This window comes from Bacillus sp. CGMCC 1.60114 (assembly GCF_042676365.1).
GTDB classification, from domain to species: domain Bacteria; phylum Bacillota; class Bacilli; order Bacillales; family Bacillaceae_G; genus Bacillus_A; species Bacillus_A rhizoplanae_A.
In genome coordinates, this window is record NZ_JBHTHG010000108.1 from 178,989 (window position 1) to 205,209 (window position 26,221).

At 36.5% G+C, this 26,221-nt stretch carries 25 protein-coding genes; 18 read left to right on the forward strand and 7 right to left on the reverse strand.

Features of this window, described 5'->3' with window-relative positions:
- Positions 1 to 310: 310 nt before the first annotated feature.
- Together ACFQZ1_RS17285 and ACFQZ1_RS17290 are read right to left on the reverse strand one after the other, a co-directional pair.
- On the reverse strand, positions 311 to 823 hold the full coding sequence (locus ACFQZ1_RS17285) for a GrpB family protein (protein ID WP_377883434.1): 513 nt from the start codon (positions 821 to 823) through the stop codon (positions 311 to 313).
- Between the two features lie 87 nt (positions 824 to 910).
- On the reverse strand, positions 911 to 1,144 hold the full coding sequence (locus ACFQZ1_RS17290; protein ID WP_377883435.1) for a DUF1572 family protein: 234 nt from the start codon (positions 1,142 to 1,144) through the stop codon (positions 911 to 913).
- Between the two features lie 1,089 nt (positions 1,145 to 2,233).
- On the opposite strand from ACFQZ1_RS17290, the gene ACFQZ1_RS17295 reads away from it, so the two are divergent.
- From ACFQZ1_RS17295 to ACFQZ1_RS17325, 7 genes are all read left to right on the forward strand, one after another.
- Complete coding sequence (locus ACFQZ1_RS17295) at positions 2,234 to 3,841, forward strand: sensor histidine kinase (RefSeq protein WP_377883436.1); 1,608 nt, start codon at positions 2,234 to 2,236, stop codon at positions 3,839 to 3,841.
- Positions 3,838 to 4,545: a response regulator gene (locus ACFQZ1_RS17300; protein WP_377883437.1), complete on the forward strand. Its 708-nt coding sequence runs from the start codon at positions 3,838 to 3,840 to the stop codon at positions 4,543 to 4,545. The genes ACFQZ1_RS17295 and ACFQZ1_RS17300 overlap by 4 nt, the downstream gene beginning before the upstream one ends.
- A gap of 506 nt (positions 4,546 to 5,051) precedes the next feature.
- Positions 5,052 to 6,518 (forward strand): catalase, encoded by a 1,467-nt coding sequence (locus ACFQZ1_RS17305; protein WP_377883438.1) that lies wholly within the window; start codon positions 5,052 to 5,054, stop codon positions 6,516 to 6,518.
- 332 nt (positions 6,519 to 6,850) lie between these two features.
- Complete coding sequence (locus ACFQZ1_RS17310) at positions 6,851 to 7,327, forward strand: cell wall hydrolase (RefSeq protein WP_377883540.1); 477 nt, start codon at positions 6,851 to 6,853, stop codon at positions 7,325 to 7,327.
- Between the two features lie 238 nt (positions 7,328 to 7,565).
- Positions 7,566 to 9,113: a spore germination protein gene (locus tag ACFQZ1_RS17315; RefSeq protein ID WP_377883439.1), complete on the forward strand. Its 1,548-nt coding sequence runs from the start codon at positions 7,566 to 7,568 to the stop codon at positions 9,111 to 9,113.
- A gap of 4 nt (positions 9,114 to 9,117) precedes the next feature.
- Positions 9,118 to 10,221 carry a GerAB/ArcD/ProY family transporter gene (locus ACFQZ1_RS17320; RefSeq protein ID WP_377883440.1) on the forward strand — a complete coding sequence of 368 codons (1,104 nt, stop codon included), beginning with the start codon at positions 9,118 to 9,120 and terminating at the stop codon, positions 10,219 to 10,221.
- Positions 10,218 to 11,321, forward strand: a complete 1,104-nt coding sequence (locus ACFQZ1_RS17325) for a Ger(x)C family spore germination protein (RefSeq protein WP_377883441.1) — start codon at positions 10,218 to 10,220, stop codon at positions 11,319 to 11,321. The genes ACFQZ1_RS17320 and ACFQZ1_RS17325 overlap by 4 nt, the downstream gene beginning before the upstream one ends.
- A 94-nt stretch (positions 11,322 to 11,415) precedes the next feature.
- On the opposite strand, the gene ACFQZ1_RS17330 is transcribed toward ACFQZ1_RS17325, so the two are convergent.
- Together ACFQZ1_RS17330 and ACFQZ1_RS17335 are read right to left on the reverse strand one after the other, a co-directional pair.
- Positions 11,416 to 11,967, reverse strand: coding sequence for an NAD(P)H-dependent oxidoreductase (locus ACFQZ1_RS17330; RefSeq protein ID WP_377883442.1), 552 nt, complete (start codon positions 11,965 to 11,967; stop codon positions 11,416 to 11,418).
- Positions 11,968 to 12,013: 46 nt separating this feature from the next.
- The gene (locus ACFQZ1_RS17335; RefSeq protein ID WP_377883443.1) at positions 12,014 to 12,634 is read right to left on the reverse strand and encodes an ester cyclase; all 621 of its coding nucleotides are present in this window, start codon (positions 12,632 to 12,634) and stop codon (positions 12,014 to 12,016) included.
- A 169-nt stretch (positions 12,635 to 12,803) separates the two neighbouring features.
- Here ACFQZ1_RS17335 and ACFQZ1_RS17340 point away from each other — a divergent pair, with 169 nt between their 5' ends.
- Complete coding sequence (locus ACFQZ1_RS17340) at positions 12,804 to 13,142, forward strand: winged helix-turn-helix transcriptional regulator (RefSeq protein WP_377883444.1); 339 nt, start codon at positions 12,804 to 12,806, stop codon at positions 13,140 to 13,142.
- 200 nt (positions 13,143 to 13,342) lie between these two features.
- Positions 13,343 to 14,056 carry an SDR family oxidoreductase gene (locus tag ACFQZ1_RS17345; protein WP_377883445.1) on the forward strand — a complete coding sequence of 238 codons (714 nt, stop codon included), beginning with the start codon at positions 13,343 to 13,345 and terminating at the stop codon, positions 14,054 to 14,056.
- 182 nt (positions 14,057 to 14,238) lie between these two features.
- Here the strand turns inward: ACFQZ1_RS17345 and ACFQZ1_RS17350 are convergent, their stop codons facing one another.
- Together ACFQZ1_RS17350 and ACFQZ1_RS17355 are read right to left on the reverse strand one after the other, a co-directional pair.
- Positions 14,239 to 15,186: a DUF1259 domain-containing protein gene (locus ACFQZ1_RS17350; protein WP_377883446.1), complete on the reverse strand. Its 948-nt coding sequence runs from the start codon at positions 15,184 to 15,186 to the stop codon at positions 14,239 to 14,241.
- Between the two features lie 232 nt (positions 15,187 to 15,418).
- On the reverse strand, positions 15,419 to 16,003 hold the full coding sequence (locus tag ACFQZ1_RS17355; RefSeq protein ID WP_377883447.1) for a nucleotidyltransferase family protein: 585 nt from the start codon (positions 16,001 to 16,003) through the stop codon (positions 15,419 to 15,421).
- 79 nt (positions 16,004 to 16,082) lie between these two features.
- On the opposite strand from ACFQZ1_RS17355, the gene ACFQZ1_RS17360 reads away from it, so the two are divergent.
- The 9 genes from ACFQZ1_RS17360 to ACFQZ1_RS17400 all read left to right on the forward strand — a co-directional run bounded on the left by ACFQZ1_RS17360 (position 16,083) and on the right by ACFQZ1_RS17400 (position 25,800).
- On the forward strand, positions 16,083 to 16,946 hold the full coding sequence (locus tag ACFQZ1_RS17360) for a YtnP family quorum-quenching lactonase (protein ID WP_377883448.1): 864 nt from the start codon (positions 16,083 to 16,085) through the stop codon (positions 16,944 to 16,946).
- A gap of 91 nt (positions 16,947 to 17,037) precedes the next feature.
- On the forward strand, positions 17,038 to 17,892 hold the full coding sequence (locus ACFQZ1_RS17365; protein WP_377883449.1) for an ABC transporter permease subunit: 855 nt from the start codon (positions 17,038 to 17,040) through the stop codon (positions 17,890 to 17,892).
- Entirely contained in the window at positions 17,882 to 18,928 is a 1,047-nt protein-coding gene (locus ACFQZ1_RS17370; RefSeq protein WP_377883450.1) for an ABC transporter permease subunit, read from the forward strand. Before ACFQZ1_RS17365 ends, ACFQZ1_RS17370 begins: the two co-directional genes overlap by 11 nt.
- 115 nt (positions 18,929 to 19,043) lie before the next feature.
- Positions 19,044 to 19,856 (forward strand): TrmB family transcriptional regulator, encoded by an 813-nt coding sequence (locus ACFQZ1_RS17375; RefSeq protein WP_377883451.1) that lies wholly within the window; start codon positions 19,044 to 19,046, stop codon positions 19,854 to 19,856.
- A gap of 61 nt (positions 19,857 to 19,917) precedes the next feature.
- The gene (locus ACFQZ1_RS17380; RefSeq protein ID WP_377883452.1) at positions 19,918 to 20,814 is read left to right on the forward strand and encodes a DMT family transporter; all 897 of its coding nucleotides are present in this window, start codon (positions 19,918 to 19,920) and stop codon (positions 20,812 to 20,814) included.
- Positions 20,815 to 21,042: 228 nt separating this feature from the next.
- A complete protein-coding gene (locus ACFQZ1_RS17385; protein ID WP_377883453.1) occupies positions 21,043 to 22,599 on the forward strand; it encodes a fatty acid--CoA ligase in 1,557 nt (518 codons plus the stop codon).
- Between the two features lie 12 nt (positions 22,600 to 22,611).
- A complete protein-coding gene (locus ACFQZ1_RS17390) occupies positions 22,612 to 23,760 on the forward strand; it encodes an acyl-CoA dehydrogenase family protein (RefSeq protein ID WP_377883454.1) in 1,149 nt (382 codons plus the stop codon).
- Positions 23,761 to 23,779: 19 nt separating this feature from the next.
- Positions 23,780 to 24,652 (forward strand): 3-hydroxyacyl-CoA dehydrogenase family protein, encoded by an 873-nt coding sequence (locus ACFQZ1_RS17395; RefSeq protein ID WP_377883455.1) that lies wholly within the window; start codon positions 23,780 to 23,782, stop codon positions 24,650 to 24,652.
- Positions 24,649 to 25,800, forward strand: coding sequence for a thiolase family protein (locus ACFQZ1_RS17400; protein WP_377883456.1), 1,152 nt, complete (start codon positions 24,649 to 24,651; stop codon positions 25,798 to 25,800). The genes ACFQZ1_RS17395 and ACFQZ1_RS17400 overlap by 4 nt, the downstream gene beginning before the upstream one ends.
- A gap of 52 nt (positions 25,801 to 25,852) precedes the next feature.
- On the opposite strand, the gene ACFQZ1_RS17405 is transcribed toward ACFQZ1_RS17400, so the two are convergent.
- Positions 25,853 to 26,164, reverse strand: a complete 312-nt coding sequence (locus ACFQZ1_RS17405; RefSeq protein WP_377883457.1) for a PepSY domain-containing protein — start codon at positions 26,162 to 26,164, stop codon at positions 25,853 to 25,855.
- Positions 26,165 to 26,221 lie beyond the last annotated feature (57 nt).

A 26,221-nucleotide genomic window follows, 5' to 3' on the forward strand; every position in this document is an offset into this window, starting at 1 on the left:
TTAAAGGGACTTTTTCTATTGCAAAAAACATACAAATCTTTGTGTTAATAATCTAGTTAAATACTAGACAAAATGCATAGCAAACCAAATAACCTCAAGAAATTCAAGGGATTTGGTTTGCTATGACAGAACAGCAAAGAAAGAGTGATAAATGCACACGCATGTCAAACAAGTGAAAAAGGAGTAAATAAGCGAAAAAGTGAATATTTATACTTCTTGGAACACAGAGGGTTTTAGTTACTCTCTCTTTGTGATTGTAAGTGTAACACTAAAAATAAAATAAAGCAACAAAAAATAGACAATTTTCTTATTAATTCGACAATTTTCCTTTTTGGATAATATTTGTTATGAATGGTGCTTTTGCATTTGTATATGCAACTCTATCAAAATGATGTTTATTTGCTAATTCCTTTTTTAGCTGATTATATTGCTGACGCACATCAGGATGATTTCTTAAATAGTCTCGAAATAAAAGGTTACTATCCCATTCGTCACTACCGAATCTATAAATGTGCAAATGATGCGTTCCAGCTCTCCACAATCCTTTTCTAAAGAATCTCCTATTAGGGAATTCTTGGTGGAATACATGCTCATATCCGATTTTTTCTAATGGTTCAATAAATGTGTCTATTTCACTAAGATCACGAACTCCAACCATTATATCAAGTATAGGTTTAGCACCTAATCCTTCAACGGATGTACTTCCAATATGTTCAATGGCAAGCGCTGTACTACCTATAATATCTTTTATAATCTTTTGTTCTTCTTTAAATTGTAATGCCCAATTTGGCGTATACTCCTCAATCACAATTGGTTTGTCCATATCTATACCTCCTTTATGTGCTGAATTATTCATAGGAGTATTCATTTAATAAAGTGAAACTTCCATCATTAGGGGTCTTACTGCCTGTTAATGCGGGATAAAAGTTTTAGATTGTCCTCTCGGAATGCTTAATATTTTCCATTCTGAACCTTTCATTTGTTTACCGATATACAGAATTTGTCCTAAATGATTGCTGCAATGTGCAATTTCAATTTGAATGGCCTCTAAAACGGTTAAGGGATTTTTTCTAATGGTCACAATCTTTAATAGATCATCTGTTGACTGCGGTAGCAAAAGCAGCCATTGAATCAGGAGTGGCACAAATTACAACGATGCCAAGTTATCCTATTGAACAATAAAATAAAACTTTAATCAGCGGGGATTTTTTATCCCGTATTAACGGGCAGTAAGCCCCCCACCTCAAGATTGTGAGAAAAGCGAGGAATGAAAAAATACTGCTGGAAGTTTCACTTTATAAATTGTTATTTTTTAGTTTGCTAAATTAAAAAGGTATCCATTGTCAATCATGGATACCTTTTTTGTACGCTTAAAAACACTACTAATATAATCTTTGGAAATAGAGTTTTCTAATTCGCATTTTTTTGAATCTATATTTAAAATTCTAATTTGTACTAAGTTTAAAGAAATCTTGTAACAAAAATATGATAGTTATAATAACCATTCCGAAATGAAGGATGAGTGCTGTTATAATGGATAAGTCTGTGATATTTAGGAACAAGATACAGATTGAAAAAATCGATGTAAAAATAGGAATGATGTATCTCATTTTTGTTATTACATACCCTTTACTTTTTTGAAGATATATCATAATTAAACTAATAATTAATAGTAAGGGAGCAGTAATAAGGTTCCCGAAAAAACCTACAGCATCTTCAACATACCAAGGTAGAAATCGCATGGTTGAGGAAAAAATAAATATGTTAAGTACGAAAAGAACTAACTGTATGAGAGATAATCGTATATACATGTTTTTTTGTTTCATAGTGTTAAATCTCTTTATGGTGTAATTTTACACTATTTTATTAATAATTCACTTTGGTGTCAAATGGATTTTTAATAAATTTTATCCCGCATTAACGGGCAGTAAGACTCTCATCTCAAGGTTTTGAGAAAGCAAAGAAGAAAGGTGGAGGATCACTGCTGGCAGGTGCTCGATTGAGCGGGCTTTCTATCAGTGGGGGATGAAAAAATACTGCTGGAAGTTTCACTTTATTTTTACATTAGAATCTAGAAATCCGTATGGAATTTTTGAAACTGTAGTATATTTGTATCGGAACTAGTAAAGGAATGTAGATGACCTCAATTATACTAAATATTATTTTTATTAAAGAGACTAAATAATATAGGTTTCGCGTGTAATATAGAAGAACAAAGGGAGATAGTAGAGGGATGAGGAAAAGAAAAAATTCGTTAGGTTTACGTACAACGATTACGGTACTAGTATGTGCTGTTGTTGCATTTTCTTTGCTTGTAACAGATATTTTAATTAGTCATAATGTCGAGCGTACGACAGAAGACAATCAAGCAGAAAAAGCAAAAGTGATTGCACGTATTGTGGCAAATTCACCGCTCGTAATTGATGCTTTAGCGGGAAGAAAAGATACATCTGAAATCCAAACTTATACGAATAGGCTTTTAAAAAATACAGGTGTTCAATTTATTGTAGTGATGGATATGAATGGGATACGAAAATCTCATCCAGATCCTCGGAAAATCGGTCAACATTTTGTTGGAGGCGATGAGCGCATAGCCTTGAAAGGAAAAGAATATGTATCAATAGGAAAAGGAACATTAGGGGAATCTATGCGAGTATTTGTACCAATCTTTTCTGAAACGAAAGAACAAATAGGGGTTGTTGCTGTCGGAATTTCAGCTGATAATGTGAAAGAGAGGGTCAAGGAGAGCAGATATATTATTTACATCGGTGTAGGTGTTGGAATTTTAGTTGGAATTATAGGTGCTATTTTATTAGCTAGACATATTAAGAAAATTTTATTAGGTCTTGAACCGATTGAAATCTCAAAAATTTTAGAAGAACGGAACACGATGCTGCAATCTGTCAAAGAAGGAATTATTGCTATCGATAAGGATGCGAGAGTTACTTTAATCAATAACGAAGCGAAACGGTTATTTGAAAAAAGTGGAATTAAAGAAAATTTTATTGGTCAAGATATTGTAAAGTATATGCCGAACTCAAGTATAAAAGAGGTATTACAAACGGGGGTAGCGCAACTTCATCAGGAACAAAATTTACATGGGATTACAATTGTTACGAACCGCGTTCCTTTATACGTAAAGGGGGAAATTGTTGGTGCAATTGCAACTTTTCGTGATAAAACAGAGATTAGGCAACTAGCAGAGCAGTTAACGGGGATTCGGTTATATGCAGATGCCTTGCGAGCACAATCGCATGAATTTATGAACCAGATGCACGTCGTATTAGGGTTAACACATATGAAGGAATATGAACAATTAGAGACGTATATTAGTAGCATGGTGTCAGAGCATCAATATGAAATTGGTGATGTGATGCGGAAAATAAAAAATCCTGTGTTAGCAGGGTTTATGCTCGGTAAGCTTAGCTATGCGAGAGAAAAGGGGATAGAACTGATTATAAGCGAAGATTCCCAGTTACCAGAGTCAGCTGATGAGAGCATTAATCATGAACTCATTACAATTGTAGGAAATTTAATTGATAATGCATTAGATGCGATAGCAAACTGTGAGTCTAAGCAAGTACATCTTTTCATTCAATATAATGATAAATTGATTGTTAAAGTTACAGATACAGGACATGGAATCAAAAAAGATGAAATAGATAAAATCTTCATCAAAGGATATTCCACAAAAGGGGAAAATCGAGGTTATGGTTTATATCTTGTAAAGGACAGTATAGAGCGTTTAAAAGGAAATATATATATTGACTCAGTGTTAGGAAAGGGAACGACAATCACCATTGAAGCACCATATAAAAGTAGGGATGAGATAGGAAGATGATTAAAGTTTTGATTGTAGAAGATGATCCAATGGTAGCTATGTTAAATAAGCATTATTTAGCACAAATTGGCGGATTTGAACTTGTTCATATAGCTAACTCTGTAAATGAAGCGTTACAAGTGCTAGAGAAATCTCGTATAGATTTTATATTGCTTGATATCTTTATGCCTGATGATACAGGATTTGAATTACTATTGCATATTCGCAATAAGGAAAAAGAAATTGATGTAATGATGATTTCAGCGGTGCATGATATGGCGAGTATAAAAAAAGCGCTGCAATATGGAGTTGTCGACTATTTGATTAAACCATTTACATTCGAACGTTTTAAAGAAGCGTTATCTGCTTATCGTGAGAAATTTAGATTTATGAGGGAGCAACAAAATATTAATCAATCTGAATTAGATGCATTGATTTTACAAAAAGAAAAAGTAGAACCTCCTGTAAGTAAAAAACTTCCAAAAGGGTTAACAAAACAAACATTGCAGTTAGTTTGGAAACAAATAGAATCGCTTCATGGAAAAGAATTTACAACAGATGAAATGGCACAATTAGTTGGAATTTCAAGAGTATCCATTCGAAAGTATGTCCTATTTTTAATTGAAATCGGAGTTTTAGAAAATGAAATGGTTTATCAACAGGTAGGAAGACCGGTAAGCAAATTGCGTTGTATTGATGAAAACAAAATAAAGTTGTACATGTAAGCTGTCTCAAAAGGTCGTTGAATAACGACCTTTTGAGACAGCTTTTTTAAATAGAAATGAGCATGATAGGTGGGGATAGTTCAATGATTCCAAGTATCGTTCTAATTTCTCTTAACGCCTCTTAATCGATGCAGATATGTAATGGTACTCGCAATAAATGTCGAATTTGTCAGAATATTGACTGTTTTTATTGATGCGTTGTATTTTTAGTGCTAAACTGATAATCACAAAGAGAGAATAGCGAAAACCCTCCCCTTTCATATCAAAAATACAGAAAATTCAGTTAATTAAAGTTTGTCATGTATGTTCGCTATTCTTTCTTTGCTATTTTATACATTACAGAGTAGATATGCGAGATGACTAAGATGTAATTATTTGGTAGTAATAGTTTTAAAAAAGTGAAAATATTTTTATATAAATAATTGACAATGGAGTCACTTTTTAATAATAATTAGATTATAATAATTTTAAATAAATAATTGTTATTTAAAAGGAGGATTTCAAAAATGAATCTTAATAATCGTTTAACAACAAACCAAGGTGCTCCTGTAGGGGATAACCAAAATTCTCGTACAGCAGGTCGCCGTGGGCCAGTCTTATTAGAGGACTATCATTTAGTAGAAAAGTTAGCTCATTTTGATCGTGAACGTATTCCTGAGCGTGTTGTACATGCGCGTGGTGCTGGTGCCCATGGTATTTTCGTAACAAAAAATAGTATGAAAGAATATACAAAAGCAGCATTTTTACAGAAAGAACAAACAGAAATTCCTGTATTTGTTCGCTTCTCAACTGTTATTCATGGTCAAGGTTCTCCAGAAACAGCTCGTGACCCAAGAGGCTTTGCGGTGAAGTTCTATACAGAGGAAGGGAACTATGATCTTGTTGGTAATCATTTACCTGTATTTTTCATTCGTGATGCAATCAAATTCCCCGATATGGTTCATTCTTTAAAACCAGCACCTAATACAAATATTCAAACACCAGATCGTTACTGGGATTTCATGACGTTATCACCAGAATCAACTCATATGCTAACATGGGTATTCTCTGATTACGGTACGCCTGCAAACTACCGTCAAATGGAAGGCTTCGGTGTTCATGCATTTAAATGGGTGAACGAAGATGGCAAGATTGTGTACGTAAAATATCATTGGAAGCCACAACAAGATGTACGTAACTTTAATGCGAAAGAAGCAGAACAAATGCAAGGCAAAGATTTTAACCATGCAACTCGTGATTTATTTGATGCGATTGAGCGTGGCAATTATCCAAAATGGGATCTTCACGTACAAGTCATGGAACTAGATGAAATGGATTCTTTAGAGTTTGATCCACTAGATCCAACAAAAATGTGGCCAGAAGACCGTTTTCCATTAATTGAAGTAGGTACAATGACGTTAAATCGTAACCCGAAAAATTTCTTTGCAGAAGTAGAGCAAGTGGCATTTTCACCGAGCGCAACTGTGCCTGGTATTGAACCATCTGAGGATAAATTATTACAAGGACGATTATTCTCTTATCCGGATACACAGCGCTATCGCTTAGGTGCAAATTATTTACAAATACCTGTAAACTGTCCATATGCAGCTGTACACAACCAACAACGTGATGGTTTCATGCAAGTAAATCAACAACCGTCTACAATCAATTATGAACCAAGTCGTCATACTGAAAATCCAACTGAAGATCCAGCGTATCGAGATTCAACTATGAAACTTACAGGTTATGTAACTCGTGAAAAAATTGAGAAACCAAATGATTTCCAACAAGCTGGTGAGCGTTATCGTTCATTCTCTCAAGAAGAAAAAGATAACTTAATTGCGAACCTAACAAATGATTTAAAAGATGTACATGAACAAACAAAATTGCTTGCGATTTGTAACTTCTTCCGCGCAGATCGAGAGTATGGTATGCGTTTAGCGCAAGCATTAAAGGTTGATATTTCGGCGTATATGAAAGGGATTAAAAAATAAAAATTGCGAGTAACAAACAATTTGCTGGAACTCGTAGTTGAATATAGACATTATGAGTTCCAGCAAACGGTTAAGTTTTGATAATGTTTGTTTTAGGTGGAATTCTATTCTTTCGTCAAAGAGTTAAATAATTAGATTATTTATTAACTGTAACCCGAGTAGTCGACAAGTTAACAAGTCGCTATTCGGGTTTTTTGTTATCCCGCTACTTTGGGGCAGTAAGACTCCCACCTCAAGGTTCTGAGAGAACAAAGAAGATAGGTAGCGGGGGATGAAGAAAATCCCCACTGATGGAAGTTTCACTTTATTTGGAACATGTCTTTTTAAAACAAATGCTTCTTGCTGCATATAGTGTTAGGGAGAACGGAGGGATAATAGTGACAAGAATTGCCTATACAGAAAGTGATGTCGATTTACTTGCTCGTCTTATGAGAGCAGAAGCAGAAGGTGAAGGGCAACAAGGGATGATGGCAGTAGGAACAGTTGGTGTGAATCGTGTAATGTGTAATTGTTTAGATTTTAAACAAATTACAAATATTCAGCAAATGGTGTATCAGCAGCCAGGTGGATTTGAAGCAGTGACGAAAGGGTATTTTTATCAACGGGCAAGAGAGAGCGACAAAGCAATGGCAAGAAAATGTTTAAATTATGCTCGTATATGGCCAGGTGTATATTCTCTTTGGTTTTTTCGCCCAGTTGGCAGTTGTCCTCCTACGTGGTGGGATCAACCTCATGCAGGACAATATAAGAATCATTGTTTTTACGAACCCAGTGGAGATGAATGTCCAAAGGTATATAGTGGGAAATAGAGTAGGTAGCGTAGAACAAATATATCGGCGTTTTTTACAATATAGCGACCAGTCGACAATATTCAACATACGAAAAAAACACCTCATTCCCAAAATGAGGTGTTTTTTTGTTTTGGAGATTTGGTTAAGAGGACTGTTAGTTCGTAAACGATGAGCCAGAATGGTTATTAGAATATTTTTCCTTGAAGAATACATACTAAAAAATAATATGGAACGCATGTAGAAAGGGCTGGAATTCATGGTTAATTTTCTGAACCGGTTAAAAGGTAGACGCAATTTAAATTCTTTTCCAATACACGACAATACTGATTTTCAGGAAAAAAACATACAGGACTCCTTTCTCGAAACTGATCTATCTAAGAATATTGCTCAGCTTCAGCAGTTCTTTCATCAATCTCCTGATTTGGTGATTCGCCGGTTTCAAATGACCACAGACGGATTAGAAGCAGCCTTGGTCTACTTGTCCGGATTAACAGACAAGCAATCGATTCAAAACCATGTTTTAAGTCCTTTGATGCATAGCGCCGGTGATTCGAATACGGAACTGCCTATTACATTAGCCCAGGTTGAAATCGTTGATACATGGAGACAAATCGAAAATGCTATTTTGCAAGGAGATAGCATTTTATTTATTCAAGGTCAGACTACGGCACATCAATTAGATACGAAAGGATGGCCGCAAAGAAATATTGAAGATCCTAGGAATGAAATATCTTTAAAAGGTGCGCATCAAGCGTTTGTAGAAGATGCAAGGCAAAATATTGCATTAATTCGGAGATGTATTCCTAATGAAGAATTAATGTTAAAAGAAATGATAATCGGTATGCGAGGAAAAACAAAGGTTTCCATTTTATATTTGAAAGATGTAGCTTCTGAAGACGTACTGAAAGAACTGGAAACAAGAATTCAAGATATTACAGTGGACGCAGTCGGTAGTGCCGGAGAATTTATCGAATTCATTGAAGATAATCCCTATTCACCGTTTCCGCAATTTATGCTCACTGAAAGGCTGGATTTGGCCGTATCTCACATTCTTCAAGGAAGATTTGTGACTGTTGTGGACCGTTCTCCCAATGTAGTGATTGCTCCTGTAAATTTTATATCTTTTTTTCATGGTGTCGATGATTACGGTACACGTTGGTTAGTCGCTTCGCTTATCCGTATGCTTCGTTTCATAGCTTTTATAGTCGTTCTATTTTTCCCCGCAAGTTATGTTGCCTTTATTTCTTTTAATTTTGAAGTCATTCCTGTGCCACTTTTTTTATCTATTGCCGAATTCAGAGCGACTGTTCCATTTTCACCTGTTATGGAAGCGCTGCTTATGGAAATGACCTTGGAAATGATGAGGGAAGCGGCTTTGCGGTTACCTACTCCTATCGGTCAAACAGTTGGAATTGTAGGCGGAATTATCATTGGGCAGGCCGCTGTTCAGGCGGGAGTTGTAAGCAATATTATGATTATTGTCGTTGCTGTTACAGCTATCGCTTCTTTTATTATTCCAAATTATGATATGGGTTCAGCAATTAGAATACTGCGATTTCCTATGATGCTATTAGCTGCCATGTTTGGAATTGTAGGAATCGTTATTGGATGGATGACATTAGTTGCGCATTTAATAAGCCTTGAATCGTTAGGTACTCCTTATGGTACTCCGTTGGCACCTTTTCGCTTTACGGATATGAAGGATGCTTTTATACGTTTTCCTTTATGGACAATGAGAAGTCGTCCTAAAGGTGCTAGAGCTATTCAATCTATTCGCCAAGGGAAAAATCAGAATAAAAGGTGAAGTTATGAAAAAGTATGCTTACAATGAAATTACTCTTATGCAATATATTTTTTTAATCAATGGAATGCAGGTGGGAACAGGGGTTTTATCGCTTCCACGAGTTCTTGCGGAAAAAGCTGGAACAGATGGATGGATAGCTATACTTATTGGGGGATTATTATCTACAATAGCCGGTATATTTATAGTTAAAACATCTCAAAGATACCCTGATGACACGCTTTGCGACATTCTTATACGGTTATTTGGAAAAATAGCTGGGAAAGTCATAGTCGTTATTTACATGATATACTTTATTTTTTATTCCGGTATCGTTCTTGTAAACGCCATGCTTTATCTTAAAGGCTGGCTTCTGCCGAAAACACCTGACTATATCATTATATTTTTGTTCGCAATTCCTACTTTTTTTGTTGCACGCAACGGCATTCATATTATAGGAAGATACAACGAACTCGTTTTTTATATGACATTTTGGATTGCACTGTTTTTTTTGATACCGCTAAGAGAAAGTAGTAATTGGCTCCATTTCTTTCCGTTACTGAAAGACGGGTGGGGATCAGTATTAAAGGCTGTGCCGACTACTGTTTTTACCTTTTTAGGATTTGATATTGCATTCTTTTTATATCCTTTTCTACAAAAAAAGCAATACGCCGTCCATGGAATTGTGATTGCGAATATTTTGTCGACGTTATTTTATCTCTTTACCACTCTTATTTGCTTTGCCTATTTTAGTCCTGATAGCATTACAGAATTTAACCAACCAGTATTGAACTTGCTTAAGGTAATTGAATTTCGTTTTTTAGAACGTTTTGACATGGTTTTATTGGCTATTTACTTAATGGTTGTTTCCAAAGCGTGGATTCCTTGCACATACTGCGCTGTATTTTGTTCTAGTCAATTACGTGGAAAACAAGACCATAGCTCTGATGTTATTGTTCTATTATTGTTCATTATTGGCTTCATATTTTGGAAGCATCCTACTTGGAATGAATCAGAGGTTTGGCAACAGGCAGTATCAAATGCCGGATTAGCATTGACGTATATGGCACCTGTTATTTTATGGATATACAGCTGGGTATATGAGAAGTATCATCAGGGGGGAATACGTTGAGAAGGAAGGTACTATGTTGTGTTCTGCTATTAACGTTCATGATGGCGGGATGTTTTGATCAAACAAGTGTTGAAGATGTTTCCCTTACTCTTACATTAGGTATTGATTTAGATGATAATGATAATTTATTGGTATACATGTCAAGTCCTGTTTTTAATAAAGAAGCAAAGCAGAAAGAGGAAAATGCTGCTGTGAAATCTGTTACAGTTCGAAAATCTAGAGAGAAATTTGATGCTACGGTTATGGCGCTAACATCGGGAAGCAAAACGCAAGTCTTCTTAGTTGGGAAGCGGCTGCTGAAACGAAAAAACTGGCAAGAGTACCTTGACCCATTTTATCGAGATCCAAAAAATACAGTTACTGCGCGGGTTGTTGCTGTAGATGGACCTGTTTCGGATGTAATGTTTTATAATCCAAAAGATAAACCTCGACTTCCCTTATATTTAGCAAAATTAGTTGATACCGCTTCTATAAGAAATATCGCGGTAAGAACAACTCTTCAAGAATTGCGTGAACAAACGAAAGAAAAAGGGATGACAGCAAGTATCACCGAGATGAAAAAAAAGAAGAGAGTATGGTTGACAGGAACAGCCTTGTTGGATGCAAAAGGAAGATATAAATTAACGTTAACACCGGATGAAAGTATGCTGTTACGTATTTTACAGAACGAAAATAAAGGTGAATTTCCATTTACAATTGCAATCAAGTCAAAATCGGATGATCATAATAAAGATTGGATAAGCTTCTCTGCTCAAAACATCAAGGTAAAGACAAAGGCAAAATATGACGGGCATTTTATATTTAATACAGATGTAAAGATGAGAATCGTCATTACAGAACGGCTTTTTTCATTCAATACTAGAAAGGATGCAGAGAAGCTGCAAAAAGCGATTGAAACTAAGCTGGAAGCTGATTTCAAGCACTTAATAAAGAAAATACAAGACGCCGAAATCGATCCTTTTGGATTTGGCAAATATGCGAGATCTTACACATATCCAGAGTGGAAAAAGGTCCAAAATCAATGGGGGAAGGCATTTGCAAAGGGAGATGTAAATGTCAAGGTAAGTGTAACAGTTGCAGGAATGGGAACGATTAAGTAACAGGAATTTAGATGGGGTACGTATTAAAACTGATTTTAATTTGCAAGCCCCCTTCAGTTTTTTCTGAAGGGGGCTTTTCTAATTTGAAAGTGAATTACAGCGGTAATATTTCTTCTAGGTGAGTATTCAGTTCAGATATAAATTTATCAATGTCTGGGTTCTTTATTACATCATAGCAAGCAAAGCTCTTTAAAGGTTTCATACCGATAAATTCTTGTGTTCGGTGTAAATGACTGAGTGCGTCTTCTAAGCTTTTTCCTCCAAAGAACTGTGCTGGATCGTTAAATGCTTTTTCAGGAGCATTCCATGTAGTTGAAAACATATAATGTTTGTCAGTTAATAAACCGCCTCTGCCGTATTGCTCGGATCCTTTGAAAAATAACCCGTAAGCATATACTTTATCCATATATGTTTTCAGTGATCCTGGCACATTGAACCAATAAATAGGCGTTTGGTAGATGACAATATCAGCCCATAAAAACTTGTTTTGTTCTTCTTCGATATCATATCCGTTTTGAATGACTGTTGTTTGTACATGATTCTCAGGATTTAATATATTCACCATGTTGTCTGTTAATGTTTTGTTTAGTTTTCCTTCCGCTGATCTGTATGTTTGATGACCATTGATAATTAGTATATTTTTCATTTTATTTATCCCCTTTATTTTATAAATGTGTTATGGGTTCTAAAGATTAATTTTCAGGTATGACGCCGAGCTGTTGCATAAGAGTTAGATTATCTTCTAAGTGCCAATCTTCAACAATCTTTCCATCTTTAATTCGTAAAATATCAATCGCAAAGAAGTTAACAGCTTTACCAGTTGGTTTTTTCTCTCCAAAATCCCCTTTATGTGTTCCAGTGAATGATAGCCGAGCTGTTACTTTGTCCCCAGTTACTAATAAGTCCTCGATGTTACATTGTAAGTCCGGCACGGCTTTACGAAAATTGCTTGATGCAAATGCTAAGCCTTTTGGTCCTTGAGGGCGTCCCTTTGGTAACGTGTTATCAACGAAATTTGTTGTAACAGTTTGCGGGATCAGAGTTTCGTTGCCGCTGTTCCAAAATGCATAAAAGCGCTGCGCAGCATGAACCATCTCTGTAGCTTTCTTTTGATCTAATGAAGGATCTATGGTCATTGATTTAGGTTGAGGAAAATCCTTCAACAGTTGAATATCTTTCTTTGCTGGTGCAGCAGTCTTGTATTCTGATGTTTGCGTATTACACGCGGTCATCAGAATCGTGATCCCGAAGATACTTATTAAGAGAGAAATCAGTGCCGGTGGCCGTTTACTTTTTCGGTGTTCTGTACTCATTTTATCGCCTCCTTAGTTTAGAAATAGCGTCTAGTCGCTATTAATATTGTATGTACAGTTGATTCCTTTTGGGAAGTAGTGATATTTATTTCATATAGTTACCATAAGGATAGAATTGTGATAGCATAAAGAAAAATAATGTAAAAAAATTTTTCAGGAGCGTGTTTCAATGGAGAATATGGAGCCAATTAAATTAACAAAAGGAACACCAGGACAAATTTGTCCTATTGCGAAAACACTAGATGTAATCGGGACAAAATGGACTTTTTTAATTATTCGCGATCTTCTTATTGAAGGAACGATGCGATTTAGTGATTTACAAAAATCGATGGATGGAATTAGTCCGAAGACCCTCTCTCTCCGTCTGAAGGAACTTGAAGCGCAAGGGATCGTGGAAAGAAAGGTATATCCAGAAGTTCCTCCGCGTGTTGAATACACATTAACAGACAAAGGAAAACGTTTAGAACATATTTTCATTGAATTAAAGAGATTTGGGTTAACTTTATAAAATGATTTAAAAGCAAATAAAAAGGCCTTCATGGTCTTTTTTATTATGAAAGACAATTTTTTTATGCGTACATTTCTTGTCAAAAAAGAAACTTTCTAAAATGTAACTATGTGAATTAAATATCACTACTTCCAAAAAGAAAGTTTTGGAAATACAATAACCTCAGCAAAACAAAACAAGAAAAACTGGGGGAAATGAACATGTTAAACAATAAAAAAATTGTAATTATTGGCGGAAGTTCTGGTATTGGTTTAGAAACAGCGAGACTAGCACTCTTGCAAGGAGCTGAAGTTATCATTGCTAGTCGTTCAGAGGAAAAGTTGCAGAGAGCGAAGGATCAGTTAGGAGGGAACATAACTGCTTATACCCTTGATACGACGCAAGAACAACAAGTTCAGTCCTTTTTTGAACAAGTAGGTACAATTGATCATTTGGTTGTTACAGCGGCAGAAACATCAGGGGGTTCTTTTATTGACACAGATACAGCCGCAGCACGCCAGTTATTTGAAAACAAATTTTGGGGGCAATTTTATTCCGCGAAATATGGTGCACCAAAGATTGCTGAGAATGGCTCTATTACTTTATTTTCCGGAGTTGTTGCTTATAAATCCATGATTGGGTCTGCAACGCTCGGTGCAGTTAATGCGGCCGTTTCCAATCTTGGCCAAACGTTAGCGTTAGAGTTAGCTCCTATTCGGGTGAATGTTGTTTCTCCAGGAATTATTGATACACCGTCACGCAGTAAAATGGCAGAAGAGGCGCGCAACAAATTCTATACTGACTTAGGAAACAAACTTCCTGCAAGGCGAGTAGGTCAAGCTGAAGATGTGGCACAAGCTGTACTATATGCAATGCAGAATGGTTTTGTTACGGGGACGGTTCTTCATGTTGAAGGTGGGCATACTTTGATTTAATAGTTTAAAACGAGTTTGTATTTATATAAAGAAAAAACGCTATTCTTTTGTGGAAACATACGGAGAGAATAGCGTTTTTTATGAATTTATCCTGCATTAACGGGCAGTAAGCCCCCACTGATGAAAGTTTCACTTTATCTGTTTTTTAATTGAAATCCCACTTATCATTCGAACGAAACAGTCTACATACTATGAGTTTTGTCTATGGCTTCACGCAGTGCTTTAGCTAATTTGATTGGATCGTCATTTGCCCAAAAATGCATAAAAAATAGTCGGGGATTCTCGGTTAACATGTGATTATGTATAGCAGTTACTTCAATACCGTGTTTACGTAACGTACTTGCAACAGGATGTACTTCTTCAGCAGTAAGCACAAAATCACCAGTTATGGCTGCTTTCCCATTTTTCGTCGGCTGAAAATTGATTGCTGTTGCTACCCCCATAGCAGGAGGAATTTCCATGCCATTTTCCATGATTTTTTCTAATCGGGGAATACTTACGTGATAAACACCACCACTAACTGTACCTTTATGTCTAAATATTTTATCAAGCCTCTGTTTATCAATAGAAAAGGCATGCGAATCATTCGGTAATTTATTGTTCCATGGTATTGTTGTTAGTTCCATTGCGGATCTAATCGCTTTAGCTAATTGAACTGGATCACCATACCCCTTAACGTGCAAGTACATAATACGCGGTGACTCTCCAAGCAAATGATTATGTAGTGCAGAAACTTGAATTCCTTGATGGAAAAGTTGATCCATGACAGGTTGAACTTCATTTTCTGCAAGAACTAAATCACCCATAACCATCGTTTGATTACCCATTTGTTTAAAAGCTGTCCAGCCTCCCAAGGCTAAACTAGGCCGGATTGGTATTCCCTTTACACTTACTTGTAAGTCATTACGTGGAAGGCTGATATAAAAGACTTCACCTGGCTTCATCACACCTGATTGCCCCATTGCTTTCTCAACTAGTTTCCAGTTTACTTGCTGCGGTAAATGATTTGTTGAATGATTGTAATTCGGAGAAGAAGAGTTCTCCATCGCTTGAATTGAGGGGGCTGAAGTAAAATTATAAATTATAACAGCAACTAAAAAAGTAACTATAATATATTTCCGCTTATGCATAGATTAACTCCTCTTTAGATGTATAGTGAAATATTAGGAAACGATATTATAATTCCCCATTCATCTTTTTTCTTGCACATAACAACTTGTTAGTGAAGAAGGAAATAATTTTAATCAAGGTGATACTAAATCACGATGGTGAAATGAAATTATAATTTAATATGATAAGAAGAAATAGGGTCAGAAAAATTAATATAGGAATTATGATATACCTTCTTATAAAAGACTTCTCTCATTTATAGAGTGTTGAATGATAAAAAACCTGCACTTTACTCCATTTCTCTTGCCACTTCTTCTTAAGTAAACGTTCTTCATAAATTTTTGAAAGTTCTTCTGTTTTTTCAAAATAAGGAGTCGGTCTAAGTTCTAAGTTAAGTACATCTTGTACACCACAAGGAGTAGCCAATACAATTTCATCCTTTTCATTTAGTTTCATACCTAGAGCGGTTGCTGTTTCTGGAAATTTAGAGATGGCATTTATAGAAGAAGAGTAGGGCGGCATGTTATTAATGATGTGCATTCTTGCTTCGTTTTTAACAGACCATGGTACATTTGGAGACATATTGAGCAGTTGTTGTTCGTATTTCTTTTCTTCCAACTCATCAATATGTTCAGCATCAAAATAAATAACATCAACATCTGGAAGGGGCGTTCTTTCTTCAAATCCGTGCAGAGTGTCCCATACTTTTGAACGGATAACTCCAGCACAAATCCACCAGTCAGGTAGATTTAATTGTTTAGCAGTTTGTAATATGTCCATCATCCATGTATCTTCTTTTATTAATTGAATAATGTCTTGTTTGTTGGTTAGTCTCATAGGAATGCCTCTTTTTTCTTCGATAGACTACTTTTCTGAATTATATGATAACATAAAAGGAAAAGGGGGCATACAAAAAATGGAACATTTAAAAGTTGGAGATATACAGGTAACGTGGCTGCGGGGCGGAAATACGCATTTAGATGGCGGAGCGATGTTTGGCGTTGTACCGAAAGCACTTTGGTCACGCAAATATAGCCATAACGATAAAAATCAAATTTATTTACGAACAGATCCATTGCTGCTGCAAACGAAAGATGGAAATATGCTCATAGATTCAGGGATAGGCAACAATAAAATGAATGAGAAAATGAAGCGAAATCAAGGGGTGACTGAAGAGTCATCTGTTGAACAATCGCTCACTCAACTTGGTTTGAAAGCGGAAGATATTCAGTATATTCTTATGACGCATCTTCATTTTGATCATGCATCTGGTTTAACAAAATGGGAAGGTGAAAAGCTTATCCCGACGTTTCCCAATGCAAAAATATATGTATCACAAACAGAATGGGACGAAATGAGAAATCCGAATATCCGCTCACGCAATACATATTGGAAAGAAAATTGGGAGCCAATTGTACATCAAGTACGGCTGTTTACGGAAGAAGTAAATGTTACAGATGAAATTCGAATGGTTCATACAGGCGGACATAGCGATGGACATGCGGTTGTCGTTGCACAAAGTCAAAATGAAACATTCCTGCATTTAGCAGACCTAATGCCAACGCATGCGCATCAAAATGTATTGTGGGTCATGGCGTATGATGATTATCCAATGACGTCAATTGAGAATAAACAAAAATGGATGAAATACGGAACAGAGCAGAAAGCATGGTTTACGTTCTACCACGATGCATATTACCGCGCTGTGAAATGGGATGAAGAAGGGCATATGGTAGAAAAATTAGAACGCGAAGAAGTAGAAGTACCAAGCGAAGTGTAATGAAAGATTGTTAGTCATTAGGTGATAGCTTAATGGCTAACGATTATGTAACTTATTTGATTTTGGAAATAATGACGCAAGGGGATTCTCAATGAAAGGGTTTTTCATTGAGAAATGTATGGAATTTTGTATTTGTATCATTGTGATTGCTGTGATTAGTTACGTACCGTTTGTCTTTATAGAGAGCAATACACTTAGTTTTACTACCTTTTTACAAAAGTTATTTATTCCGGAAGATGCTGTAAATCCTATGGCTATGCGCCAAATTTCTTTTTGGGATATGATTCGGGAGCCGTATATATATTCGGGTATTATTCTACTAGCATCTACTTGTTTAACAGTTTTAATTGCGACGTGTCTTTCCTTTTGTTATGTACTCTCTTCTTTGAGAGTGAAAAAAGCAATTGAGCGATGTTTAGTGTTGATTGAATCTATTCCTGATTTGTTATTAATTTTTATGCTACAAATATTTTTTGTTTGGGTATTTAAACAAACAGGGATAAATTTTGTAAATATTTACGCATATGGTAGTAAACAAGCCTATTTTTTACCGATTGTTACGATGAGCATTGTACCTGCTCTTCACTTTTTCCGTATTATGGTTTTATTTTTATTAGATGAACAGAATAAGCCGTATGTAGAACTTGCCCGTGCAAAGGGCTTGAGTAGAAGATATATTTTATTGGTTCATTTGTTTCGAAATGTAATTTATCATTTATTCAATCATTTGCAATCTACATTTCTATTTATAATTTCAAGTCTTCTGCTTGTGGAGGCTGCTTTCAATATTAATGGATATATGTCATTTATTTTAAAGCCATTTGCTTTAAATCCTGTAACGGTAGCACGGTGGATCTTTTTATTATTTATTCCATTTTATGTCGTGTTTACAATTGCTCATTTCCAAGTAAAGCGTACAACAGGAGGGCTTGTGAATGAAAAATAGTATGTTCCATTCTAAACGTTTTTGGATAGGCCTTTCTTTTTTCGGTGGACTTGTGTTAGCTAGTTTTTTATTCACATGGTACGGAAAAGATTTGTATTCTCAGACACAATTGTTAATGAAAGATGTTAACGGTAATGTTTCGCAAAGCGCACCGTTTAATCCGTTGCTGATGCCTCCGTTTGGATCAGATCGAAGCGGATATAACTTATTCTTTAAACTCATTATTGGCGCAAAGTTCACCATTTTATTTGTATTTGGAATCTGTTTTATTCAGCTAGTATTAGGAACATTATTGGGTAGTTTACTAGCATATACACCATCTCCAGTGCAAAAGTTCATTGAAAAAGTATGTAAGGTATATTTCTATGTTCCGACAGTTATTTTAGTTATTTTGTTTATGTTGCCGTTGATGGTGGAAAGCGAGCAGACAGGTTTTAAGGAAGCTATTGTCATTAAACAATTTCTCATTCTTTCTATCGTCACATTGCCAAATCTCATTCTTTACATTAGCCAGGAAATAAACCTTTTTATGAGAAAAGAATATATTACAAGTTCCATTGTGCTCGGTGCTAGAAAAATGCATGTGTTTCGAAAGCATATTTGGCTGTATTTGAAAGAAATTCTTGTGATTCTTTTTCTTCAACAAGCTGTTCAGTTATTTACACTGCTCATACATATGGGCTTTTTTAAAGTATTAATTGGTGGAAGAAAAGTGGTGCAGGATGAGAGTGGTTCCGCTACATTTTCCCTTACAAATGAGTGGTCGGGATTAATCGGATTAAATAAAAATGAATTATTAACAGCACCATGGATTATATTGGCGCCGCTAGTAGCTTTTACAATATCAATTTTTGTTTTAAATTTCATGATTCAAGGAATAAAAGAACAGTATAATACAAGAATTATTCCTATCCAGCAGAAAAAGCATGATATAGCAGTTGAAGAAAAGAAAGCGGCGATACATGTGGATAAATTCCGATTTGCGAACATTAATATGAAGCCGATATATAAAGGAAAAGATAGCTCATATGAATAAAAGTATCGGTCTATACTGATCGATACTTTTTCATGTATTAATTATCTGAAATTATAGACAATTTATAGTGGATGATTTATAGTAGTTAATACAATAACTACTATTAGGAGGGCTTATGGAAGAGAAAGCAATTATTGAATTGCAAAAACATGGATTTTCAAAATACGAGTGTAAGGCCTATATAGGTTTATTGAAATCACCAGCCATCACTGGCTATGAATTAAGTAAGCGTTCTGGCGTCCCGCGCTCAATGATTTATGAGGTATTAGGAAAATTACTTGATAAAGGAGCAATTCAAACTGTTCCCTCTGATCCAATTGTTTATAAACCAGTTGAGCCGAAGCAATTGCTTGCTAGGTTGAAAGAAGAGATGAATACATCATTAGAAGTGCTAGAATCTTCTCTCACAACGTTAGAAAGTGATCAGAAAGTGGACGTTGTGACTAGAATTGTTCAGTATGAACATATTGTTCAAGAAATGATTTCGATGATTCGATCTGCAAAAAAAGAACTTTGGTTATCGATTTGGTCTCCTATTGTGAAAGACATTGAAAAAGCTGTTCGAGAAAAAGAAGGGACGATTCCCATTTTTACGGTTTTATTCGGAGCTAAAGATAAGACGCTGGGGCACACGTATCATCATAATTACATGGCACCAGACATTGTGAGTAAACGTATGGGCGGGTATTTGACTATTCTCATTCGGGATGAAGAAGAAGCGTTAATTGCTAAGTTTAGCGATAGAGGTTCAGAATGGGCTGTAAAGTCAACTGATCCTGCTCTTGTTCTGATTGCTACTGAATATATTAGGCACGACATTATGGTAGAAGAGATTACAACTGCATACGGTCCTGAAAAGTTAGAGGGGCTATGGAAGACAAGGGAAGATTTAATTCATGTCATGACAGGAAAAAACAGCTTAGTATAGGGCTGTTTTTTATCATAAAACAAGAGTCGTTATAATTATAACGACTTTGGAGGGGAATTAGATGTATGCAAAACTAAAATTTGCCGCCTCTATGGCTATCTTTGGTTCAATCGGTTTATTTTCGATAAAAACAGGCCTCCCATCGATTGAATTGGTTTTTGTACGTTGCCTCTGTGCAAGTATTCTTTTAGGAGCAATATGGGGGTTTCACACATTAACAACAAAACAGCAGCATAAAAGTTTTATTCCGCGCCGAGAGTACTTACTTGCTTTATTATGTGGTGTGTTTCTTATTATAAACTGGGTCTTTTTCTTTCGCTCTATTGAAGTAATGCCCATTACTGTGGCAATATCCATTTATCATTTAGCACCTGTTATTGTGCTTTTATTAGGTTCTTTTATCTTTAAAGAAAAAATAACAGGAACAGGATTGATATTCTTCTTTATTTGTTTTGCAGGAACACTGTTAGTCGGAGGGATTCATCAACATACAACCGTTGCTGGATTTTTATCTACAGGCGTTTTATGGGCGTTTGCAGCAGCACTCTTCTATGCTCTTACTTCAATCACCGGAAAAGGAATTCAAACACTTAGTCCGTTGTTAACGACCGTTATTCAAACGGGTTTGGGTGTTTTATTATTGATTCCATTCGTAGATTGGTCAAAGTTTACGCATCTTACCACTGAAAATTGGCTCTATATCATTGTTACAGGATTTATTCATACGGGATTCGTGTTTTATTTGTTTTTTAGTAGTTTGCGAGAATTAAAGGCTCAAACAATTGCTATTTTAGTCTTTATTGATCCAATTGTTGCAATCTTACTGGATGTTACTATTTTGAATTACCGTCCTGATGTCTATCAACTTCTTGGAATTTTGCTAGTGTTTGTAGGAATTAGTTATTCTCCGAAAAAAGAAAGAAGATTAGCGGAAGATAAATTTGTTCGCTTAAACTAATAGTACGGATTATTCAATAATATGAATAGGTGTAGGAAAAGGAGAGCAAAGAATGCTCTCCTTTTTCTTAGAAGGTAGCTGTCTAACGTTTTATTGTAACTATTTGTCGAAATGTTCGTCTCTAAAACATTCTGAAAATTGTTATAATAGCCCCAAGCTAGTCCGTTTTTTAAAAGAAGATAACGAAAAAATGAAAGCGTTTTAACGAATGGAGAGGGGAAATGTATCGTGTATATGACCATTGGGAAACTGCTGGAATTAACGGTTGGAAGCTATTCGGATAAGGAAGCAATTGTTGAGCCCGAAAAACAGATTCGCTGGACGTATGCAGAGTGGAATGAGCAGGTAAACAAACTTGCCCATGCACTTCAACAAAGCGGGATACGAAAGGGTGACCGCGTTTCGACATTTCTTTTTAATAGTAGTGCGCTGGCAACAACATGTTTTGCCTGTGCAAAAATTGGGGCTGTATTCAACCCAATTAATTTTCGGTTAAAACCGCAAGAACTTGCTTACATATTAGAAGATGCTTCTCCTAAAATCGTACTTTTTGAACAGCAATTATCCTCTCAAGTACAAAGTATTCATACACAATTTCCTCACATTCAGTTTTGGTATATTGATCAAGATCAGCCGACGTTTTCTATTTCTTATGAAGAAAAAGTATGTAGTGCCACGCCGCATTTTGAAAAAGTAGAAGTAAAAGAAGATGATATTTGTTCCATTATGTATACAAGCGGAACAACTGGTCATCCAAAAGGTGTGCTTCATCGTCACAGGGAAATTATTGATCAAAGCTTGATGGGCGTTGCTTATTTACATTACAAGGAAAAAAGCCGCGGTCTTGTAACAGCGCCGATGTTTCACTGCGCAGAGCTTCATTGTTGCTTTATTCCAAGAGTACATAGCGGTGCAACAAACATCATTCTTCATCATTTTGATGCAAAGCTTGTCTTGGAGACGATTCAAAGTGAAAAGGTGACGGTTATGTTTGCGGCACCTACAATGTGGAATATGTTGCTGCAAGAAGACTTATCACAGTATGATTTATCCTCACTTCAATACGGTTTATACGGAGCGGCTTCGATGGCACCTGCGCTCGTAACAGCTTGCGATGAAAAGTTGAATGTTTCGTTAGTACAGGCTTACGGAATGACGGAAATGGGACCGGCCGTTACATTTTTGCGTGAGTATGAGCAACTTTCAAAAGTGGGTTCGGCAGGAAAGGCTGGATATAACCATGAAATTCGCATTGTTCGTCCGAACGATGATGGACCGTCTGATCCGGATGATGTGTTACCTCCATATGAAATTGGAGAAATTATTATGAGAGGTTCATGCGTAATGGCGGGGTACCACAACAATAAAGAAGCAACAGAAAAGGCATTATATAAAGGGTGGTATCATTCAGGCGATTTAGGTTATGTAGATAGAGACGGGTATTTATACGTTGCAGACCGTGTTGATGATATGGTCGTGAGCGGCGGTGAGAATATTTATCCGCGTGAAGTAGAGGACTTTTTGTATACGCATGCAAGTGTGTTAGACGTTGCGGTGCTTGGGGAGAAGGATGAGTTGTGGGGGCAGCGTGTCGTGGCGTATGTCGTTTTGAAAGATGAGTCTCTTACAGAAGAAATATTAGATGAATATTGTAAAAAAAGCGATAAACTCGCTGATTATAAACGCCCGCGCCGATATGTATTTACGGAGCAACTGCCGAGAAATGCGAGCGGGAAAATTCAAAAGTTTATTTTACGTAGTGAAGGGACAGAGGTGAAAGAATAAGGGGAGAAGACGATGAAGCATGCATATTTGGAGGAGGAGCATCACATTTTTCGTGATGCCTTCCGTAAATTTTTAGAAAAGGAAGCGTATCCGCACTATAACCAATGGGAGAAAGACGGTATTATTCCGAGGTCCTTATGGGAGAAAATGGGCCAAAACGGCTTTCTTTGTCCGATGGTTGAGGAGAAATACGGCGGAGCTGGAGCAGATTTTGGATATTCAGTTGTGATAAATGAAGAGTTAGAAAAGGTTGGTTCGAGCTTAGTGGGAATTGGTCTCCATAATGATATTGTCGTTCCTTATTTAACGGCATATGGAACAGAAGAGCAAAAGCAACGTTGGCTCCCAAAATGTGTGAGCGGTGAATATATTACCGCCATTGCGATGACGGAACCGGGAGCGGGTTCTGATTTAGCTGGTATTCGTACAACGGCACGAAAAGAAGGAGATCATTATGTTGTAAATGGAGAAAAAACATTCATTACAAATGGCATTCATGCAGATTTAGTCGTTGTTGTTTGTAAGACGGATTCTTCTGTAAAGCCAGCGTATAAAGGAATGAGTTTACTCGTTTTAGAGAGAGGAATGGAAGGATTTAAGAGAGGGAAAAAGCTAGAGAAGGTTGGATTACATAGCCAAGATACATCGGAACTTATTTTTGAAGATGTGAAAGTTCCTGCCTCTAATTTGTTAGGAGAAGAAGGAAAGGGTTTCTATTATTTAATGGATAAGTTGCAGCAAGAACGTCTCATTGTCGCGATTGCTGCCATAACTGCAGCAGAAGTGATGCTGCGTTTAACAAAGGAGTATGTAAAAGGGCGAAAAGCATTTGGGAAGAGTATAAGTGATTTTCAAACTGTTCAATTCAGGCTTGCCGAAATGTATACAGAAATTGAAATTGGCCGCACATTTATTGATGAATGTATTAGAGCACATATGCATGGTGAAAGCATCGTGACTAAGGTATCGATGGCGAAGTGGTGGTTAACAGATCTTGCGAAAAAAGTCGCGGCAGAGTGCATGCAACTACACGGTGGATATGGATATATGGAAGAATACGAGATTGCAAGGCGGTACCGTGATATTCCAGTAAGCGCCATTTACGCCGGGACAAACGAAATTATGAAAAGTATTATCGCAAAAAATATGGGGTTGTCATGAAAGAAGAAGGGGGAAAATGATGATTCAAAATATTGCAGTAATCGGTGCTGGAATCATGGGAAGCGGTATTGTCCAATCATTAGCAATGGGCGGAAAGTGTGTGAAAATGTATGATGTATCGGAAGAAAGTTTACAAAAAGCATACAAGGTGATTACAGCAAGCCTAGAACGTTTTGTGAAAGCCGGGCGTATGAGCGAAGAAGACAAAGATCAAGTTCTCGCTAACATTGTTTCTACCATTACCTTAGAGGAAGCATGTAAAGAGGTAGAGCTTGTAATTGAAGCCGCACCTGAAAATTTGCAGCTGAAAAAAGAGATTTTTAAACAATTAGATACTTATACCTCTAAGTCTACGATTCTTGCAACAAATACATCTGAATTAAGTGTAACTGCGATTGCAAGCGCAACAAACCGCTCTGAAAAAGTGGTGGGGATGCATTGGTTTAATCCAGCGCCTATTATGAAACTTATTGAAATTGTGAAAGGGGTTGATACAGAGGAACATACAATACAAGCAGTAAAAGAATTAGCAGAAGAGATTGGAAAAGAAACAGTTGTTGTGAAAGACATGCAAGGATTTGTTACTTCAAGAGCAATTGCAGTGCATTTGTTAGAGTGTATGCGTATGTATGAAGAAGGTGTAGGAAGTAAAGAGGAAATCGATAAAGCAATTAAACTCGGCCTGAACTATCCAATGGGTCCATTTGAGTTAGCAGATTATGTTGGATTAGATACATTGTTATTTGCAAGTCAAGGTTTAAGCGAAGCGTTTGGTGATAGATTCCGCGCTCCGCAAACACTTGTAAAACTTGTAGAGGCAGGACATCTTGGCCGTAAAACGGGAAAAGGATTTTATGATTATCAAAAGGGGAAAGTGGGAGAGAAAATATGAGTCGAGAAGTCGTTATTGTTGAAGCAGTACGCACTCCAGTTGGAAAAAGAAATGGTGCTTTTCGTGAACTACATCCAGTGCAACTTGCAGCGGTGGCGCTGAATGAAGTTACAAAACGTGCAAATATCGAAAAAGGAATTGTAGAAGATATTGTAATGGGATGTGTGACGACGATTGCTGAGCAAGCCTTTAATATTGGTAGACTTGCCGCACTAGAAGCGAATTTTCCGATTACAGTTCCTGCTGTAACGATTAATAGGCTTTGCGGTTCAGGGCAACAAGCGATCCATTTTGCGGCACAAGAAATTAAATCTGGTGACATGGATATTACCATTGCTGCTGGTGTTGAGCATATGACGAAAGTGCCAATTTTAAGCGATGGCAATGCAAATACAATTCCGAGCAGTCTTCATGCAAAATATGAAATTGTACATCAAGGTGTATCAGCAGAAATGATTGCTGAAAAATATGGAATTACAAGGGAGCACTTAGATAGCTATGCCTTTGAGAGTCATCAGCGCGCACTACAGGCAATAGAAGCAGGCTACTTTAAGCGAGAAATTGTACCAGTAAATGGGATCGATAAGGAAGGAAATGCAATACTCGTTTCAAATGATGAAGGACCGAGAGCGAATACATCTCCTGAAGCATTGGCAAATTTAAAGGCCGTGTTCAAGGAGGATGGATCGATTACAGCAGGCAATGCAAGTCAAATTAGTGACGGAGCAGCGGCGATTCTTTTAATGGATAGTGAAAAAGCGAAAGAGTTAGGATATAAAGCACGTGCGCGAATTGTGAATCAAGTTGTCGTTGGCTCAGATCCTACAATGGGACTTACTGGAGTTATTCCGGCAACGAAAAAAGTACTGCAAAAATCAAACTTAACGATTCATGATATGGACTTAGTAGAAATTAATGAAGCATTTGCTTCCGTTGTTCTAGCGTGGCAGAAAGAAATGGAGGCAGATTTACATAAAGTAAATGTAAATGGCGGTGCTATTGCATTAGGGCATCCGCTTGGAGCAACAGGTGTGAAATTAATGACTTCCCTTCTTCATGAACTAGAAAGAAGAAATGGAAGATACGGGTTGCTTACGATTTGTATCGGACACGGGATGTCAACGGCAACAATTATTGAAAGAATATAACAAAAGGTGCAGATTTATTTCTGCACCCTTTTTATGAAAGTCTGACTTGAAATTAAGCAATTTTTACTTCTAAAATTGTACCTGTTTTTGCATCTACTAAAAATTCAAATCGTTCTTGTACATCGTGTAATAACGTTGTAATACCACCACGGTATACATCATAAGTAACATCATATTTTTCAAACGTCTCTGGGACCATATGGACCCAAGAACCTGTAATTTCACCTTTATGACTTAATGCTTGTTTTACCATTTTTAATGCTTTTTCAGAAGAAATGTGTGCTTGTTCTTGTACTTTATTCGCAACAACATATCCAGCGGCAAACCCTATACCAACACCAGCTAGTAAGCTTTTCCAGTTCATGTATTCACCTCTATCCTAAAAATAGTTTATCATACATAAGTATAATGCAATTCTGAA

Coding starts and splice junctions, on each gene's coding strand:
- ACFQZ1_RS17285 (WP_377883434.1), bottom strand. CDS start 823: ATGGACAAACCAATTGTGATTGAGGAGTATACGCCAAATTGGGCATTA.
- ACFQZ1_RS17295 (WP_377883436.1), top strand. CDS start 2,234: ATGAGGAAAAGAAAAAATTCGTTAGGTTTACGTACAACGATTACGGTA.
- ACFQZ1_RS17300 (WP_377883437.1), top strand. CDS start 3,838: ATGATTAAAGTTTTGATTGTAGAAGATGATCCAATGGTAGCTATGTTA.
- ACFQZ1_RS17305 (WP_377883438.1), top strand. CDS start 5,052: ATGAATCTTAATAATCGTTTAACAACAAACCAAGGTGCTCCTGTAGGG.
- ACFQZ1_RS17310 (WP_377883540.1), top strand. CDS start 6,851: ATGCTTCTTGCTGCATATAGTGTTAGGGAGAACGGAGGGATAATAGTG.
- ACFQZ1_RS17315 (WP_377883439.1), top strand. CDS start 7,566: ATGGTTAATTTTCTGAACCGGTTAAAAGGTAGACGCAATTTAAATTCT.
- ACFQZ1_RS17320 (WP_377883440.1), top strand. CDS start 9,118: ATGAAAAAGTATGCTTACAATGAAATTACTCTTATGCAATATATTTTT.
- ACFQZ1_RS17330 (WP_377883442.1), bottom strand. CDS start 11,967: ATGAAAAATATACTAATTATCAATGGTCATCAAACATACAGATCAGCG.
- ACFQZ1_RS17335 (WP_377883443.1), bottom strand. CDS start 12,634: ATGAGTACAGAACACCGAAAAAGTAAACGGCCACCGGCACTGATTTCT.
- ACFQZ1_RS17340 (WP_377883444.1), top strand. CDS start 12,804: ATGGAGAATATGGAGCCAATTAAATTAACAAAAGGAACACCAGGACAA.
- ACFQZ1_RS17345 (WP_377883445.1), top strand. CDS start 13,343: ATGTTAAACAATAAAAAAATTGTAATTATTGGCGGAAGTTCTGGTATT.
- ACFQZ1_RS17350 (WP_377883446.1), bottom strand. CDS start 15,186: ATGCATAAGCGGAAATATATTATAGTTACTTTTTTAGTTGCTGTTATA.
- ACFQZ1_RS17355 (WP_377883447.1), bottom strand. CDS start 16,003: ATGAGACTAACCAACAAACAAGACATTATTCAATTAATAAAAGAAGAT.
- ACFQZ1_RS17360 (WP_377883448.1), top strand. CDS start 16,083: ATGGAACATTTAAAAGTTGGAGATATACAGGTAACGTGGCTGCGGGGC.
- ACFQZ1_RS17365 (WP_377883449.1), top strand. CDS start 17,038: ATGAAAGGGTTTTTCATTGAGAAATGTATGGAATTTTGTATTTGTATC.
- ACFQZ1_RS17370 (WP_377883450.1), top strand. CDS start 17,882: ATGAAAAATAGTATGTTCCATTCTAAACGTTTTTGGATAGGCCTTTCT.
- ACFQZ1_RS17375 (WP_377883451.1), top strand. CDS start 19,044: ATGGAAGAGAAAGCAATTATTGAATTGCAAAAACATGGATTTTCAAAA.
- ACFQZ1_RS17380 (WP_377883452.1), top strand. CDS start 19,918: ATGTATGCAAAACTAAAATTTGCCGCCTCTATGGCTATCTTTGGTTCA.
- ACFQZ1_RS17390 (WP_377883454.1), top strand. CDS start 22,612: ATGAAGCATGCATATTTGGAGGAGGAGCATCACATTTTTCGTGATGCC.
- ACFQZ1_RS17395 (WP_377883455.1), top strand. CDS start 23,780: ATGATTCAAAATATTGCAGTAATCGGTGCTGGAATCATGGGAAGCGGT.
- ACFQZ1_RS17400 (WP_377883456.1), top strand. CDS start 24,649: ATGAGTCGAGAAGTCGTTATTGTTGAAGCAGTACGCACTCCAGTTGGA.
- ACFQZ1_RS17405 (WP_377883457.1), bottom strand. CDS start 26,164: ATGAACTGGAAAAGCTTACTAGCTGGTGTTGGTATAGGGTTTGCCGCT.